We start from the raw sequence: 16,440 nt of genomic DNA, 5'->3' as shown, positions 1-16,440 counted from the left end.
CTGCGGAGCCTCTCCGTTGAGTCAGCTCCACTGAAGCTAAGTACTCAAACGTTTGAGCACAACGCTCAATCGTTTGAAACCAGCATGCGAGGGGGACCCGCAGGGACTTCGGCGGCCATCGCGCAACGCCGCGGAAGGCAGCCTCGCCGGACCAAGGCGTCAAGGAGTGCCCACTCAAGCGACCGGGCTCCCCTGGGGTTGCGGCAGTTGTCAGTGCACACGACTCGCACCGAGCCAATCCAGACAGGCGCGGTCACTGGGATCGGGATCAGCCATGGCGACCGCGCAGGCCGGGTGTCGGCCAGCGCACTTCAGCCTTCCAAGAATATGGAGCGCCAAGGCTGCTGCGTCGGGAATGGCGATGGGGTTCGAGGAGCGACTGCGCGACCGGGACAGGTGGTCGATCGGTGACCGGTGCTCGGCGGCGCGGGTACTTGAGCTGTTGAGCACGAAGACGGTGTTCCTGGTGGTCCGCGAGTGCTTCTACGGCACAACCAGGTTCGAAGACTTCGTGTCGCGGATCGGGACTTCCGCGCCCGCGGTGTCGCGGGCGCTCAAACAGCTGGAGTCCGCACAGGTCATCACCCGCGTTCCTTACCAGGAACCAGGCAGTCGGGTTCGCGGTGAGTATCGGCTGACCGAGGCCGGCGAGGACCTGTTGCCCGTGCTCCTGTCGCTGATGCAGTGGGGCGACAAGCACCTGCAGCAGGGTTGCGGCCCGCTGTCGTTCGTCGAGGCCGGCACCGCCCGAGCCGTGAAAGTCCGCGCCACAGCAGACCCCGTGCCAGAGGTGACGTCCGACGACATCGAGATTCGGCTGAACCCCGCCATGCACCGACGCGACTGATCACCTCCTATTCGCCCGACCTCCCCGCGCCCAAGGACGCGGCGTGGGCGGCCTGCACACCCTTCCGAGACGTGATGCGGTCACCCCCGAACTCGCCGAGATCGTCGCGCCCGCCTGGGCCCCAGATCACACGGCGCGGAGAACAGCACCGGATATTTCGAAGTTCCGCAGCGAACCTCACTCTGCCTATGGTCGGCTATAGTCAGCCTCGTTCAACATTCCCGAGCGCTGTGAGGCAAGGCGTCATGACCGCCAGCACCGGCACGTCGTCGCGAGTCGTGGCGCGACCAGGAGTGGTTCTGCTGCTCGTGTCGGCGGCGGCGTTCCTGGCGAGCCTGGACCTGTTCATCGTCAACATCGCCTTCCCGGACATCCAGCTGGCCTTTCCCGGCACCAGCCTGGCCACCCTGTCGTGGGTCCTCAACGGCTACACCGTCGCGTTCGCCGCCCTGCTGGCCCCGGCCGGGCGCCTGGCCGACCGGTACGGCCGCCGGCTCGTCTTCCTCCTCGGCGTCGCCGTGTTCACCGCCGGCTCCGCCGCCTGCGCCTTCGCTCCCTCGATCCCGTTGCTCGTGGCCTTCCGGGTGCTGCAGGCCGTGGGTGCGGCGCTGGTGATGCCGACCTCGCTGGCCCTGCTGCTCACCGCGTTCCCGCCAGCACGTCGGGCGACCGCGGTGAGCATCTGGGCCGCGGTCGGCGGCGTTGCCGCAGCGCTGGGACCACCGCTCGGTGGCCTGCTCCTGCAGCTCTCCTGGCGCTGGGTGTTCCTGGTCAACATCCCGGTCGGGCTGCTCGCCCTGATCTTCGGCCCCCGCGTGCTCCGGGAAAGCCGCGACACCAACTCCGGGGTGCCCGATCTGCTCGGCGCGGTCGGCCTGGCGGTCGGCGTCGGCGCGCTGACCTGGGCCCTGGTCTCGGGCACGGACCACGGCTGGAACAACCCCGGCGTGATCACCGGTTTCGCGGCGGCCGTGCTCAGCCTACTGTGGGTGGTGCAGCGGTCGCATCGTCATCCTGTCCCGGTTCTGGACCTGCCCTCGCTGCGCGCGCCGAACCTGTGGCTGGCATGCATGGCGATGCTGCTCTTCACCGCGGCGTTCGCCAGCATGCTGTTCGGCAACGTGCTGTTCCTGACGGGCCTGTGGCGCGAACCGGCCATCGTCGCCGGGCTCTGGCTCTCCCCCGGCCCCTTGATGATGGTGCTGGTTTCGCTGACCCTCGGCGGTCGACTGACCAGTCGGCTGGGGCCCGGACCGACGGCAGCGCTCGGGGGCGTCCTGTTCGCCATCGGCGCCGCGATCTGGCTGTGGCGGCTCGGCCCATCACCGGACTACGGGGGTGGATTGCTGCCCGGGCAGATGTTCACCGGAGCGGGAGTCGGGCTGGTCATGCCCAGCCTCTCCGGCGTGGTGAGCCAGGTGCTGCCGCCGGAACGATGGGGCTCCGGCTCCTCGATGATCAACACCGCGCGGCAGATCGGCGCGGTGCTCGGCACCGCGGCGCTCGTCGTCCTCTACGACGGGCACCCCGACCTCGACGCCTTCCGCCGCGGGTGGCTCTTCCTCATCGCCGCTGCACTGACCAGCGCTCTGGCAGGGTGCGCGATCGCAGCCCGCCGGAACTCCAACGACACTCACCAGCCCCGACAGGAGGAACACGTGCCGTCCACCTCCACCAGCTCGACAACACTCCGCTCACCAACGCAGCAATGACCATGTTCGACGCGGAAGCGGGCGACGCACTCACTGCCCGATCTGAAAGACAACACGGTGGGGCATCCACGATGTCGTGCGCTTCATTCCCCGTCCATCTTGGCCATGGTTCTGCTGCGCGCTCCTCGATCTTCGAATGCGATCGGACTCGCCTCGGCTGGCTCTACCGTTGACGAGCCAGCGGTAACCTGGAGGCATGGCGATGAAGTTGGGCGGGCCGCTCGCGGACCGCGACGAGTGGCGTGCCACGCACTGTTCAGTCGACCTCGCCCTCTCCGTGGTTGGCACGCGAACAGCCATGTTGCTGCTCCGCGAGGCGTTCTACGGCACAACGCGGTTCCACGACTTCGCCAGCCGAATCGGCATCACCGAGGCGGCGGCGGCCACCAGGCTCAAGGAGCTGGCCGAGATCGGCGTGTTCGACAAGCGCCCCTACCGCGAAGAAGGCCAGCGAACTCGCTACGAGTACGTCCTCACCGACATGGGCCGGGCGCTGCTGCCCACCCTGCTGGCTCTGATGCAGTGGGGAGACGCCTACCTGCAGGACGGCGGAGGCCCACTGCGAGTGGTCGAGGCGAGCACCGGCGCCCCCGTGCGCGTCCAGGTGTGCGGACCGGACGGATCAGAGATCCCGCCCGAGGACTTGTGCGTCCTCCCGACTCGGCCTTGACGCCGCAGCAACGATTGATCCAAGACCCGCCACACGCGGTTCAGAGCTAGCCCGCACGCCACCGTTGGCGAGCTGCCGCCCCGTTGCGCCAAGGGCCCGCTTTCGCCTCACACAGGACAAGCCCGCACCCTCAAGACGAAGGCGGGGATGCACGGCGTCTCCTTTCCCAGCGCACGCCTCAATGCAGTCAGTTGCTTGGCGCAACGTGCTAGCTTAGTAGCATGTTGGGCCGAACCTACGACAACCAGCTGTGCTCCATAGCCCGCACCCTCGAGATCGTCGGCGAGCGCTGGACCTTGCTGATCATTCGCGACGTGCAGCTTGGTTTGCGCCGGTTCGAGGAATTTCAGGAGAGCCTCGGCATCGCCCGCAACGTGCTCACCAACCGCCTTTCCAAGCTCGTCGACGATGGCCTGCTGGTGCGCGTTTGCTACCAGGAGCGACCCGCCCGCTATGAGTACCAACTGACGGGAAAGGGCAAAGACTTGCTCACCGCTGTGGTTTCCCTGATGCACTGGGGCGACGAGCACGCCGAGAACCCTGCCGGCCCGCCGCGGATCGTCAGCCACGCGGGATGCGGGGGTGACGTTCGGGAACAGCTCGTGTGCACAGAATGCGGAAAAGCGGTGGGACAAGACGCTATTCTCATGCTTCCCGGCCCAGCACTCGCCGACTCCCCTTCTTAACCAGCGCAGTCTTCCTGGATCGACGCGCTACATCCTGCTCCTCCAGCACATTGGCTCGTTCGCCTTGGACTTCGAGGCCACCATTTGGTCGGAATGTCCGCATTCGCCCCGCTCCCATGCACAGCACCTTCGCTGCACTGACCGCGCCAACTCGTAACCGCTCGGCAACCATCCCGCTCGACCCTTGAGCCACCAACGCGGCCGCACGCATCCGGACGTCGTCGTTCAGCATTAGCACAACACCTCGCAGAAACCTCCCCCATGGGGACACCGCGATGAACGCGTCGTGCCGGCTCAACGGGCTCACACCAACAAGCTGCTCCGTTGCTTCACGCAACCTAGGCAGGTAGGGCGCGAGTTGCTTCATGAAATTCACTGCCCCCCGCGAGGTGACGCCCGATGACCACTAGGAACAAACTCGACGATCACCCGACCGTCGTCGAGGTTCGCCAACAGCAGCGCGACCGCAGCACCGTGCCCGCCAAGCCTCTCGATGCGTCATGGCTGCGCGAGCTCTGTTTCGAAGCGGGTGCGGACGACGTCGGCTTTGTTGAGATCGACCGGCCGGAGGTTGCCGACCAGCGAGAGGACCTGGACGCCGCGCTGCCGGGTGTCCGAACGTTGATCAGCTTCGTGTGCCGGATGAATCGGGAGAACATCCGCACGCCGGCGCGCTCGGTGGCCAACCTGGAGTTTCATCACACCGGTGACCACACCAACGAAGTGGCCAGACAGGTGGTGGCCAAACTGGAAGCGAAGGGGGTGCGCGCCATCAACCCGGCCATGGGCTTTCCCATGGAAATGGAGAAGTTCCCCAGGAAAACCTGGATTGTCGGGCACAAGCCGGTCGCCGTCGCTGCCGGGCTCGGCAAGATGGGCATCCACCGCAACGTCATCCACCCGAAATTCGGGAACTTCATCCTGCTGGGCACCATTCTGGTCGAGGCTGAGGTCAGCGACCAATCCCAGCCCATCGAGTTCAATCCCTGCCTGGAATGCAAGCTGTGCGTGACGGCCTGCCCGACCGGGGCCATCGCCTCCGACGGTCACTTCGACTTCTCCGCCTGCTACACGCACAACTACCGCGAATTCATGGGCGGCTTCGGTGACTGGGTCGAGAACGTCGCTGACAGCCGCGACGCCGCCGACTACCGCTCGCGAGTCGATGACAGCGAGACCGCATCCATGTGGCAAAGTCTCTCTTTCGGTGCCAACTACAAGGCGGCTAATTGCATGGCCGTCTGCCCGGCCGGCGAGGACGTCATCGGGCCCTGGCTGGGTGATCGCAAGTCGCACCTCGACCAGGTAGTCCGTCCGCTGCAGAACAAGGAAGAGACCGTCTACGTCGTTGCGGGATCCGACGCCGAGCAGTACGTGGCTCGCCGCTACCCGCACAAGCGCACCAAGCAAGTAGGACAAAGCCTGCGAGCAAGCAGCATCGAGGGCTTGGTGGAAGGCATGCCGGTGGTCTTTCAGCGCGAGCAGGCCGAAGGGCTCTCGGCGACCTACCACTTCACCTTCACCGGCGACGAGTCTCGCGAGATCACGGTGACGATCCACGACCATCAACTCGACATCGCCGAGGGACACCAGGGTAAGCCAGATCTCAAGATCACCGCCGACTCGCGTACCTGGCTGCGCTTTCTGACCAAGCAATCGGTCTTGCCGTGGGCACTACTGCGTGGACGTATCAAGTTGCACGGCTCGCCGCGGCTGCTTCGCGCGTTCGGTCGCTGCTTCCCGTCCTAGGCCGGTCCGCACGGCACGAACCTCTCGAACGAATCACTGCGAAATGGAAGGGCAATCATGAGCACTCGCCGCACCGAGACCGAGTACGACGTCGTGCTGGAACGCAAAGAAGAGATCGCCGAAGGCGTTGTACTGCTGACGTTGCGCGACGAAGCGGGTCGGGCGCTGCCGGCATGGGAACCGGGCGCGCACATCGATCTGGTTCTCCGAGCAGACTTGGTCAGGCAGTACTCACTGTGCGGGGACCCGGCGGATCGCTCTCGCCTGCAGGTCGCGGTGCTACGTGAACCGGAAAGCCGAGGCGGATCGAGTTACGTGCACGACGTGCTCTCCGAAGGTGACTCGGTTCGCATTCGCGGTCCCCGCAACAACTTTCCGCTCGTGAAAGCCAAGCGCTACCTGTTCATCGCAGGAGGCATCGGCATCACCCCGATCCTGCCTATGGTCGCGGCCGCAGACGCACGCGGCGCCGACTGGCAGCTCGTCTACGGGGGTCGCACCCGAGCGTCGATGGCGTTCCGCGAGACCCTGTATCAGGCGTACGGAAAGCGCGTAAGCGTGCGACCGCAGGACGAATACGGGCTGCTGGATTTGCCTTCGCTTCTGGGCAAGCCCAAACGGCGGACAGCCGTCTACGCATGCGGCCCGGAACCGCTGCTCACAGCGGTCGAAGCCGGCAGTCACAAATGGCCGCGCGGGGCTCTGCACGTTGAGCGATTCTCCGCGAGGAAGGACCTCGCCGCTGGCCCACGCTCGACCTTCGAGGTCGAGCTCGCACAGACCGGCACGACGCTGACGGTTCCGGAGGACATCTCCGTCCTCGAGGCGGTGGAAGCCGCTGGTGTGTCGATGATGTCGTCATGCGAAGAGGGAATCTGCGGAACCTGCGAGACCAAGGTGTTGTCCGGGGAGATCGACCACCGCGACTCGGTCCTCAACGACCAGGAACGCGCGGAAGGCAACGTGATGATGATCTGCGTCTCCCGCGCCAGCAGTAACCGCCTGGTCCTCGATCTCTGATCGCGTTAGTGCTGTTCGGAACGTGGGTGGTCGGTGGAATTTCGCACGATCAGACTTGGTTGGGTCGTCTCGCGTTTCACCTGCGTGCGGCCATCGATCCGTTCGAGGAGGAGGCGCACCGCCCAGCGACCCAAGTCGTCGCCTGACTGGTCAATAGTGGTCAGCGAGATGGCTCGGTGTCCCGCGAGGCGCACGTTGTCGTAGCCCACGATCGACAGATCGGATGCGCTCAGACCTCGTTCTTGCGCGACGTGCAGCGCCTCCATGGCGAGGTCGTCGTTCATGGCGAAGATCGCGCTCGGTGGGTTCGCGGAAGCCAGCAGGTCACTCGTCGCCCGGCGGGCATCGCCTGGTGTGGCGGCTCGCGCAACCTTGATGTGGCGGGCAAGGCCCCGTTGCGTCATCTCGTCGAGGTAGACCTCCAGTCGGACCGCGGGGGGTGTGCCCTCCCGGGTGGTGGTCTCCTCGCCACGGGTGAGGTGGGCGATCCTGTGGTGTCCCAGCGAAATGAGGTGGTGCATTGCCAGCCTGGCGCCCGCGACATCGTCACCGGTGACGATGTCGTAGTTCTCGGAGCGATCGTGGCGCGACAGCAGGACTACCGGCATTCTGGATGCCAGCTTCTCCAGCCAGTCCGACGCCGCGTGCGGGGCAACCACAACGAGCCCGTCGGCCCGCAGATCGACGAGTGCGTCGATCGCGCGGTGTCCCTCGCCCCCGGCGACCGCGGGAGCGACGATCAACTGGTAATCCGTGGGAGCGATTTCGGCTACGGCACCGCTCAAAATCCGGTTCAATGCCGGGTTCTCGATCTCGTGCAGTTCGAACCCGATGGTGAAACTCGGACCGCGGATCGCCCTCGCCGCCACACTTGGCCGGTAACCCAGCCGCTCGATAGCTGCTTCAACCCTTGATCGCATCTCGGGGCTGACCCCGTACGCGTCACGGATGACCTTCGACACCGCCGCCCGTGACACCCCGGCGGTTCGCGCCACGTCCGTAATCGTGACCGCTCGCTGGCCCCGCACAACGCCTCCCCTCCACACGTTCACCGGCCATCATCATGCCTTGACATGCAAGCGCCGGGACGTCAGCATTGTAGACCGATCTACACGACGACTCCAAGCGAACGTAGATCGATCTACATTCAGTCAGCTCAATGAGGAGCTCGCATGGCACCCCCAGTGGCATCGCCGTCCAGACCATGGCGCACAGCCGTACTAGCCGGAATGGCGTCCTACCTCGATTCCGCCGCTCTCGTCGGCTCCGGGATCGCGATCAGCGTGCTCTATGCCGGTGAACTCGGGCTCACCCCCGCGATCATCGGCGCGGTGCTGGCCTGCCAGCAGTTTTCGTTCGCGGCGGGAGCGCTGTTCGGCGGGCGGCTGGGCGATCGATTCGGCCGGCGCCGTGTGCTGACGCTCGCGCTGGTGGTCTTCGCGGTCGGCGCCGCCGTGCTCGGTTCCGCGAGCGCGACGTGGATGCTCTACCCCGGCGCGATCCTCACCGGACTCGGAATCGGCGCGGACCTCCCGGTCGCGCTGGCACTGGCCAACGAAGCGGCGCCGCGCAAGCGCAAGGGCAGCATGGTGAGCCTGTCCCAGGTGCAGTGGGGGCTCGGCATCGTGTCCGTGCAGCTGGTGGTGAGCTTCGTCGGGCACCTCGGCGCCCCCGGCGCGCGGATCATTTTCTGGAGTCTGGTGGGGGTCGCCGTCCTCGTTCTGCTCTTGCGCATCAGCCTTCCCGAATCGCAGGAATGGCTCACCGCCCGCAGCGCCGCCCCTACGGACGCCGTGACACCATCCGTGGTGCGCATCCGGCAGATCTTCCGACGTCCGATCGTGTTCGCCGTGCTTGCGACCGGGATCTACTACGCGACCTGGAACGTCGGAGCCAGCATCAACGGCAAGTACCAGAGCTACCTGTGGACGAAGCTGGCCGGCGGCGACATCGAGACGCTCTCGCGGCTTGCGGTGATCGCCACGGTGCTCTCCTTCCTGGCGAGCGTGCTGTTCATGACCGTCGTCGATTCGCGGTGGCGTCGCCTGTTCGCCACTCTCGGAACCGTCCTCATCCTGGTCAGCTGGGCACCGCTCGCGCTCTTCGGGGCCTCTCAGGTCTCGATCTTGTTCGTCGTCTTCCTGTTCGTTCTGGGCAGCAGTTTCGCCGGCGAACCGCTCTACAAGGTGTGGGCGCAGGAACTGATTCCGACCCTGCTGCGCGGCACGACTCAGGGCGCGACCATGGCCTTCACCCGCATCATCGCGGCCACGCTCGCACTCGTCGTGCCGACGATGCTGACCACGATGCCGCGCACGGTCTTCATCGGGATCTTCGTGTGCGCCGTCATCTCCGCCCTCGTCGGGTTGCTGTGGATACCCCGCCTCCACCGGCCTCTGGAGCCGGCTCCCGCCACGACGGAAGCGATCAAGGAAGGATCCGCATGAAGCCGAACGTCTTGTTCATCCTCACCGATGAGTGGCGCGCGCAATCGGTGGGGCACGCGGGCGACCCGAATGCGCGGACGCCCCGGATCGATGCGCTCGCCGCGGAATCGGTCGACTTCGGCAACGCGATTTCCGGTGCTCCGGTGTGCTGTCCGGCCCGCGCAAGCCTGCTCACCGGCCAGTACCCGCTACAGCACGGGGTCTACATCAACGACGTGGAGCTGAAACCGAAGGGCCCCACCCTCGGCGAGGTGTACCGCGAGGCAGGTTACCGCACCGGTTACATCGGCAAGTGGCATCTGCACGGCAGCCCCGACGGCCGCTACGGGCGCCGCAAGGATCCGGTACCCCGCGAGAAGCAGTTCGGGTTCGAGCACTGGAAGGCCGCCGAGTGCACCCACGACTACAACGAATCGTTCTACTACGAAGGCGCGGACACCGAACGCAAGTACTGGGAGGGGTACGACGCCGAAGCCCAGACCACCGACGCGTGCGCGTTCATCGCCGACAGCGATGACCAGCGCCCCTACTTCCTCGTGCTGTCCTTCGGACCGCCGCACTTTCCCCTGCACACGGCCCCTGAGCGTTTCCGCGCGTTGTACGAAAATACCTCGATCGAGCTGCGGGGCAACGTGCCACCCGAGATGGCTGAAGCCTCGACAGAAGCCCTGCGCGGCTACTACGCGCACATCGCGGCGCTCGACGAATGCGTCGGCCGGCTGCTCGACGCCGTGGAACGAAGCGGCTCCGCCGAGAACACGATCGTCGTCTTCACCTCCGACCACGGCGACATGATGGGCTCGCAGGGCATCCAGCACGACGTCAAGGTCTGCCCGTGGGACGAGTCGGTCCGGGTCCCGCTGCTCGTGCGCTATCCGCAGCGTTTCGGTCGGTCGGGAAACCGGAACCCGGTTCCGGTCAACACGCCCGATCTCATGCCCACCCTGCTCGGCCTCAGCGACTTGCCGGTACCGGACACCGTGCAGGGCACGGACGTTCTCGGGGCGACGCCACCGTCCTCTGCGTTCATCGGCATGCCCGTGCCCATCCTGTGGGCGCGCACCTACGGCATCGGCGAGTACCGCGGGGTGCGCACGGCACGGCACACCTACATCCGCACGCTCCAGGGCCCCTGGCTGCTCTACGACAACGTCGAGGACCCGCTGCAGCTGCACAACCTCTGCGACGAGCCCTCGTCGGCCCCACTTCTCGCCGACCTCGACCGCCAACTCGACCACTGGCTCACCCGGCTGGGCGACGAGTTCCTTCCGGCCGAGACCTACCTGCACCGCGGCGGGCTCGAGCACTACTCCGAGGTCAACAACCCCGTCGGCAGCAGCACCGGCCCCGACGGCGCATGGCAGTCGACGATGAAGGAACCGGCTCCGTGACGGTCATCGCGGCGAAGGGGCGGGACCCCCACGAAGTGGCCGGCGGATGGATCGGCCCTGCCGTCACCGAGGCGGACGGGCAGTTCAGCCGGGTGTTGTACCGGAGGTCGTTCACCCTACCGGTCAGCCCTGCGGAGGCCGTCGTCCGCATCACGGCCGACTCCCGGTACGTTCTTCTCGCCAATGGAACCGAAGTGGGACGGGGACCGCAACGTTCGCAGCCACATCGCTGGCACTACGACGAATGGGAGATCGCCGGGCAGCTCCGCCCCGGCCGGAACGTGCTCGCTGTGCTCGTGACCTACTTCGGCGAGTCGAACGCGATCTGGCAGCGCCCTGTGCCCTCCGGGCGACTCGGCACCGCACCGGCGCTGTTCGTCGACGGCCTGATCGGTGATGTCTCCCTCACCTCCGGCACGACGTGGCGGGCACTGCCGACCGATGCGTGGGAACCCTTTCCGCGCACCGGAATGGACGGTGTTCCGGCGATGCGGTTCGACGCACGACGACTGCCCGCAGACTGGGCCAAACCGGGCTTCCCGGACGACAATTGGCCTGCGGCGGTCCCGCTTCGCGCGGCGCACCGTGGCGCGGCCGGCAGGTGGATTCCTCCGGTCGCCCCGTACGGGCGACTGCTTCCGCGCAGCATCCCACCACTCGGCGGCGACGCGATGCTGCCCGCCACGATGTCGGCGTTCACGATCGAATACGGCCGGGTCGAAGAACATCCCGCGCTTTCGGCCCGTTCGGCGCGGAAACCCCTGCGGCACGTGGACGCCCACGACGCGGTGCTCGGTGACGGCGAGGAGCTGGTGTTCGAGATCGACTTCGGACGCATCGTCGTCGGCGCGTTCGTCTTCGGCCTCGATGCCGCCAAAGACACGGTGGTTGACATCGCCTTCCACGAACGATTCGCCGACACGACCGATCCCCTCTCGCCGCATTCCGGTCTGCGCTACATCGCCCGGGGATCGGCCGACACCTATCACGCCCCGGATGTAGCAGGAATGCGCTCGGCCACGGTCCACGTGCGGCCGCCCACCGCCGGACGGATCTCCCTCACGGACGTCCACGTGCAGGAGTTGCTGCAACCCATCACCGGAGATGCGTCCTTCACCTCCGCCGACCCCGAACTGGACGCGCTCTGGACGACGGGAGTGCGCACCGCGCGCGTGAACTCCGGCGATGCCTTCACCGACTGCCCGACTCGCGAGCAACGCGCCTGGGTCGGCGACGGGGTGGTGCACCAGGCGGTGCACCTCGTCGCCAACCACGACTGGCGCGCCGCCCGCGCCTACGTCGAGCTGGGACGATCACCCCGACCGGACGGACTTCTCCCCATGAGCGTCGCCGGCGATGTCGAAGCGGCAGGCGGCACCACGATCCCATCCTGGTCACTGCACTGGATCCACGGCGTCCACGCGCTGCACCGCTACGCCGGACTCGTTCCCGAAGTGTCCCGCGCACTCGCCGCCGCACGCGGCGTGCTCAACTGGTTCGCCGACTTCACCGACGAACGCGGGACGATCGAGGACGTACCACACTGGAACCTCATCGATTGGTCCAGCGTCCTCACCGAAGGCCGCAGCGCCGCGCTCACGGCGCTGTGGGGACGCGCCCTCCGCGAGTACGCCGAGATCTGCGCCTTCAACGGAGACACCGCCTCAGCGCGCTGGGCAACCGACCTCCATACGCGAGCGGCTCGCGGATTCGACGACTTCTGGGATGCGCAACGCGGCCTCTACGTGGACTCCATCGCGGAGGGCCAGCGCCTCGCTCCCGCATCACAGGCGACTAATGCTGCCGCGATCGTCTCAGGACTCGCCCCGAAATCCCGGTGGCACGAGATCATCGACCGGATCAGCGAACCGACGCGGCTCGTGACCCGCTCCTGGCTCGGAGCGGTTGGCGGAGGTCTCGACACAGCCAAATGGGACCGCGTCTCGGCAGGCTCCTGGGAGATCGATTGGGACCCCGACTCGCAGATCGTGCGGGCCGAACCATTCTTCAGCTATGTCGTCCACGACGCCTACGCACTCGCGGGGCGCACCGACGAGCTTTTTTCGTCGCTGCGCGACTGGACGGTCTTCCTGCGCGACGGCTTCGACACCTTCGGCGAAGCATGGGGCTGGGGCACACCGTGTCACGGCTGGAGTGCCACACCGACCAAAGACCTGACCCGCTACATTCTCGGGGTCACACCGGAAACACCAGGCTTTGCCATCGCCAGGGTCGCGCCCCGCCCCGGGACACTCACCGGCCTCGCGGGCACGGCACCCACCCCGCACGGCCCCATCTCGGTCAGCGTCGAAGACGGAAACGCCGAGATCACGAGCCCCGTTCCCATCGTCTTCGTCGATCTGGACGGCGAACGACACGCCCTCCCCGCCGGTGATCACCGCCAAAAACTGATTCGGCGCAGTTGATGATTCTGGGCATCCGCGGGCACTCAAAGACGCTGCGATCACCCTGGGTTCTGCGGAATCGGTACGCTCGGCGGTGGCACTCGCGACGGCGACTGACTGCTCTGCACGAATCCCGGGCACGGCCCACGCACGCCCTGGTGATCGTGTGGCCGAGAGACACGTCCGCAAGGCCCCTCAGTCAAGTTCGAGGCCGCCAGCTAACTCAATCCCCTATCTCCCATGTACATTTTCCAGGCAGGTGCCGTGCATTGTCCAAGGGCCGCGAAGCTCGCCACAACACCGCCGCCGACGCCGGCCTCACCACCGAACGACGTCAGCGGGCACCAGCCCGATGCGGTGTCCAAGGCGGCCCATGCTGGACTCGTTGCCTCGCGAACTCGACCGGGCCCTGGGCGACTCCGAAACACCGACCTCTTGGTGCACCGTTCGACAAGCTCGGACCCCGTCTGCGACGCCCTGGTGAAAATCTTCGGGCCGCCAACCTGCCGCAGTTAAACCAGCACAACGACACCGAGCCGGCTTGAGCCCCTTGGTGCCCTGGCCCCGGCTGGACGTCGAAAGGCACCGCGGGCAGTTGTGATCGATCAGGCCTGATCGCTGATGGCTCGGTAGGCCACCAGGAACAGGGTGTAGGACAGGTCGATCAATTCTTCGACGGTGGCGTTCTGGTATCCGAGGGTCCAGTCGACGAGGAGTTCGTTCACTCCGCCGACCAGGCTCATCGCCGTCATGCTGAGCCGGCTCGAGGAGGCTTCCGGGGCAGGGACCGGTCCGACGACGGCGGCGACCAGTGCGGCGAATTCGTGCAAGACCTCCCTGCGGCGCACTTCAAGGCGAGGACTGGCACCCACGACCTCGATGAGCACCAGGCGGGCCATGCGGGCGTCGCTGGTCAGGGTGCGGATGAAAACCTCGAGGCCGGCGCGTAGCTGGGCCTCAACATCAGGCGCGGCAGCGGCTACGGCCCGGTCCGTTTCGGTTCGGATCGTAGCGACCACGTCGTTGTAGACCCCGACGAGCAGGTCTTCGCGGTCCCGGAATGACTCGTAGAAGTAGCGCTCGGTCAGTTCGGCATGCGAGCAGACCTGCTTGACGGACACCGAGGCGTATCCGACCGTGCCGAACAGGTCCAGGCCCGCCTGGACAAGGCGGGTGCGGCGCTCCTGCCGTCGTTGCGCCGCATCGCGTCCTCGATAACGCCGCCCGGCGGTCCCTGTGCCGGTCATGTTTTTCCCTTCGTAGAGGTATTGACATCGTCATGCCCTGAACTGACACTTTACCTTGTCAGTTCATCTGACATGACGTGGTGTCAGATGGTCGTGGGGCGCCTGCTCCTCGGCGTTCCGCCTCATGCTCAGCGCAGGGAAAGGCTCGACCGTGGCAGCACCGTCCAGGAACCCGTACACCTCCAGCCGGCGAGGCCGCGGCAGGCTCCCCCGCGCAAAACCGCTGACCGGTCGCGTGATCGCAGTTACCGGGGCCGGCCGCGGAATCGGGCGTGCCATCGCGGCTCGGCTCGCCGCGGCCGGAGCCGCCGTGGCGATCGGCGATCTCGATGCAGAGGCTGCCAAGGAAACGGCTGGTGCCATCGGCGCGCATCCCGATGGCCGAGTGCTCGGGCTGTCTCTCGACGTCACCGACACCTCGTCCTTCGACGACTTCCTGCGCACCGTCGAGACCCAGCTGGGGCCGATCGACGTACTGGTCAACAACGCCGGAATCATGTGGGTGGGCCCCTTCGATGAGGAACCGGAGGAAGCCGCCCTGCGCCAGTTCGACGTGAACGTCCACGGCGTGCTGCGCGGGATGAAACTCGCGATCCCGGAGATGCGGAAACGCGGTCGCGGCCACGTGGTGAACATCGCCTCCGCCGCCAGCAAGGTCGCCCCGGTCGGCGAGGCGACCTACGCGGCGACGAAGCACGCCATCCACGGCTACAGCACAGCCGTCCGAGCCGAACTGCGCCGCACCGGCGTGCACGTGTCCTTGGTGATGCCCGGCGTTGTGGACACCGAGCTGGCCGTGGGTACCGCGACCGGCCCCACCCAGCGCCTGACGGCGGACCAGGTAGCCGACGTGGTGCTCGACGTGGTGCTGCGCCCGCGATTCGAGGTTTTCATCCCACGCCAGGTAGCCGCCCTGACCTGGTTGGCCGCACTGCTTCCCGGCCGTGCCCGCGACGCCCTGCATCGCCTCCTTGTCCCCGACCAGAGCGCCGCCCTGTCCGACCGATCGGTCCGCGCGGCCTACGAGCAGCGCACCCAGACCGCCAGCAATCCCGAAGGATGAGCCCGTGACCACTACGTCCAAGCCGGCGCCCAACGCGAAGAAGACCCAGGACGCCGCCGCTCCCTGCCCCATCCCCGAATTCGAAGGTGTCCACGACGTGTGGCCCCGCGGTGACCGGTTGCACGCCGTGCGCGACGCCGCGACCGCCTACCGTGAGCGCTTCGTCCAGCAGGGCCGTGCCCACGCGGTCCGCAGTTTCGACATCGCCGCCGCCCCCTACCCCACCCGGTTCGGCTTCCACGGCGCCGCGCTCGCCATCAACCCGTTCGTGAGCATCATCAACCGCATGCTCGTCGTGCAGTTCGAAGGTTTCGACGGTGAGCCGAAAACACTGGTGTGGGAGCCGACCGTCGCCGCCGGAACGGCTCAAGCGCCGTTCTACGCCCAACTCAAGCGCCTAGCCGGGGACTTCCTCACCGACCACGTCTTCGCCCGCTACTACAACGACCCCGACACCGTCCTGCCCTCCTGCGGTCTGCGACCCGAGGACGTGGACTTCGTCAGCTTCGACCACCTGCACGTCCAGGACGTGCGCATGATCATGGGGACCAACAGCACCATTCCCGGCGAACGGGCGCCCCGCGAAGCGCTGTTCCCGCGAGCCCAGTTGTTGGTGCACCGCAAGGAACTGGGCACCTTCGAATCGATGCATCCGATGCAGTGGGCCTGGTACGTCGACGGAGGCATGGACGGGGTGCCGGACGAGCGCATCACCGCCTTCGACGGCGATGTCGAACTCGGTGTCGGCGTCAGCCTGCTGTGGACCCCCGGCCACACGGACGGCAACCACTCCCTGGTGCTGAACACCCCCGACGGAGTGTGGGTCTCCTCCGAGAACGGAATCTCGGCCGACAATTGGCAGCCCGACCTCTCCCGCATCCCCGGGGTGCGCCGTCACGCCGCGTTCTACGGCCGCGAGGTGGTGCCCAACGCCAACACCCTCGAGGACTCTCTCGACCAATACGACTCCATGGTCAAGGAGAAAACCCTCGCCAGCCGCAGTCAGCGCGATCCGCGCTGGCTGCAGATCCTGCCTTCCTCCGAGCTAGCCCCCTTCAAGCGGCAGTGGCCGGTGCTGCCCGGCTTCACCCACGGAGGCCTGAACTACGGCGAACTTACCCCTGACGGTGGTGACCGATGACCGCCCCAGCAACCTGCCACATTGTCGCGGACGGCGTGAAATTGGCCGCCCGTCAATGGGGA

The 16,440-nt window shown here is 66.6% G+C and carries 13 protein-coding genes; 11 read left to right on the top strand and 2 right to left on the bottom strand.

Features of this window, described 5'->3' with window-relative positions; genetic code table 11:
- Positions 1–274 precede the first annotated feature (274 nt).
- The 6 genes from R4I43_RS21775 (at position 275) to R4I43_RS21750 (ending at position 6,684) form a co-directional block, all read left to right on the top strand.
- Positions 275–847, top strand: coding sequence for a winged helix-turn-helix transcriptional regulator (locus R4I43_RS21775; protein ID WP_324267529.1), 573 nt, complete (start codon positions 275–277; stop codon positions 845–847).
- A 245-nt stretch (positions 848–1,092) separates the two neighbouring features.
- Positions 1,093–2,559: an MFS transporter gene (locus R4I43_RS21770; protein ID WP_324267528.1), complete on the top strand. Its 1,467-nt coding sequence runs from the start codon at positions 1,093–1,095 to the stop codon at positions 2,557–2,559.
- 196 nt (positions 2,560–2,755) lie between these two features.
- A complete protein-coding gene (locus tag R4I43_RS21765; RefSeq protein ID WP_324267527.1) occupies positions 2,756–3,229 on the top strand; it encodes a winged helix-turn-helix transcriptional regulator in 474 nt (157 codons plus the stop codon).
- Positions 3,230–3,450: 221 nt separating this feature from the next.
- A complete protein-coding gene (locus R4I43_RS21760) occupies positions 3,451–3,915 on the top strand; it encodes a winged helix-turn-helix transcriptional regulator (protein ID WP_324267526.1) in 465 nt (154 codons plus the stop codon).
- A 399-nt stretch (positions 3,916–4,314) separates the two neighbouring features.
- Positions 4,315–5,664: an SCP2 sterol-binding domain-containing protein gene (locus tag R4I43_RS21755; protein WP_324267525.1), complete on the top strand. Its 1,350-nt coding sequence runs from the start codon at positions 4,315–4,317 to the stop codon at positions 5,662–5,664.
- 57 nt (positions 5,665–5,721) lie between these two features.
- Complete coding sequence (locus tag R4I43_RS21750; protein ID WP_324267524.1) at positions 5,722–6,684, top strand: PDR/VanB family oxidoreductase; 963 nt, start codon at positions 5,722–5,724, stop codon at positions 6,682–6,684.
- 5 nt (positions 6,685–6,689) lie between these two features.
- Here R4I43_RS21750 and R4I43_RS21745 read toward each other — a convergent pair whose 3' ends face one another.
- Positions 6,690–7,679 carry a LacI family DNA-binding transcriptional regulator gene (locus R4I43_RS21745; RefSeq protein ID WP_324267523.1) on the bottom strand — a complete coding sequence of 330 codons (990 nt, stop codon included), beginning with the start codon at positions 7,677–7,679 and terminating at the stop codon, positions 6,690–6,692.
- A gap of 177 nt (positions 7,680–7,856) precedes the next feature.
- Here R4I43_RS21745 and R4I43_RS21740 point away from each other — a divergent pair, with 177 nt between their 5' ends.
- The 3 genes from R4I43_RS21740 to R4I43_RS21730 are packed head-to-tail and all read left to right on the top strand — an operon-like array spanning position 7,857 to position 12,948.
- Positions 7,857–9,131, top strand: a complete 1,275-nt coding sequence (locus R4I43_RS21740; RefSeq protein WP_324267522.1) for an MFS transporter — start codon at positions 7,857–7,859, stop codon at positions 9,129–9,131.
- The gene (locus tag R4I43_RS21735) at positions 9,128–10,522 is read left to right on the top strand and encodes a sulfatase family protein (protein WP_324267521.1); all 1,395 of its coding nucleotides are present in this window, start codon (positions 9,128–9,130) and stop codon (positions 10,520–10,522) included. Before R4I43_RS21740 ends, R4I43_RS21735 begins: the two co-directional genes overlap by 4 nt.
- Complete coding sequence (locus R4I43_RS21730) at positions 10,519–12,948, top strand: alpha-L-rhamnosidase-related protein (RefSeq protein ID WP_324267520.1); 2,430 nt, start codon at positions 10,519–10,521, stop codon at positions 12,946–12,948. The genes R4I43_RS21735 and R4I43_RS21730 overlap by 4 nt, the downstream gene beginning before the upstream one ends.
- Before the next feature lie 584 nt (positions 12,949–13,532).
- On the opposite strand, the gene R4I43_RS21725 is transcribed toward R4I43_RS21730, so the two are convergent.
- Positions 13,533–14,174 (bottom strand): TetR/AcrR family transcriptional regulator, encoded by a 642-nt coding sequence (locus R4I43_RS21725; protein ID WP_324267519.1) that lies wholly within the window; start codon positions 14,172–14,174, stop codon positions 13,533–13,535.
- Positions 14,175–14,325: 151 nt separating this feature from the next.
- On the opposite strand from R4I43_RS21725, the gene R4I43_RS21720 reads away from it, so the two are divergent.
- Both R4I43_RS21720 and R4I43_RS21715 read left to right on the top strand, forming a co-directional pair.
- Positions 14,326–15,237, top strand: coding sequence for an SDR family oxidoreductase (locus R4I43_RS21720; protein WP_407691287.1), 912 nt, complete (start codon positions 14,326–14,328; stop codon positions 15,235–15,237).
- Between the two features lie 4 nt (positions 15,238–15,241).
- Complete coding sequence (locus tag R4I43_RS21715) at positions 15,242–16,378, top strand: MBL fold metallo-hydrolase (protein ID WP_324267517.1); 1,137 nt, start codon at positions 15,242–15,244, stop codon at positions 16,376–16,378.
- Positions 16,379–16,440: the final 62 nt, after the last annotated feature.

Source organism: Saccharopolyspora mangrovi, assembly GCF_035320975.1.
GTDB lineage: Bacteria > Actinomycetota > Actinomycetes > Mycobacteriales > Pseudonocardiaceae > Saccharopolyspora > Saccharopolyspora mangrovi.
Note: the sequence above shows the minus strand (reverse complement) of the source record. Positions and strands in the feature narration are given on the sequence as shown.

Bases quoted from the DNA above. Each gene is read 5' to 3' on its own strand.
- R4I43_RS21775 (WP_324267529.1), top strand. From the start codon at position 275: ATGGCGACCGCGCAGGCCGGGTGTCGGCCAGCGCACTTCAGCCTTCCA.
- R4I43_RS21770 (WP_324267528.1), top strand. From the start codon at position 1,093: ATGACCGCCAGCACCGGCACGTCGTCGCGAGTCGTGGCGCGACCAGGA.
- R4I43_RS21765 (WP_324267527.1), top strand. From the start codon at position 2,756: ATGGCGATGAAGTTGGGCGGGCCGCTCGCGGACCGCGACGAGTGGCGT.
- R4I43_RS21760 (WP_324267526.1), top strand. From the start codon at position 3,451: ATGTTGGGCCGAACCTACGACAACCAGCTGTGCTCCATAGCCCGCACC.
- R4I43_RS21755 (WP_324267525.1), top strand. From the start codon at position 4,315: ATGACCACTAGGAACAAACTCGACGATCACCCGACCGTCGTCGAGGTT.
- R4I43_RS21750 (WP_324267524.1), top strand. From the start codon at position 5,722: ATGAGCACTCGCCGCACCGAGACCGAGTACGACGTCGTGCTGGAACGC.
- R4I43_RS21740 (WP_324267522.1), top strand. From the start codon at position 7,857: ATGGCACCCCCAGTGGCATCGCCGTCCAGACCATGGCGCACAGCCGTA.
- R4I43_RS21735 (WP_324267521.1), top strand. From the start codon at position 9,128: ATGAAGCCGAACGTCTTGTTCATCCTCACCGATGAGTGGCGCGCGCAA.
- R4I43_RS21725 (WP_324267519.1), bottom strand. From the start codon at position 14,174: ATGACCGGCACAGGGACCGCCGGGCGGCGTTATCGAGGACGCGATGCG.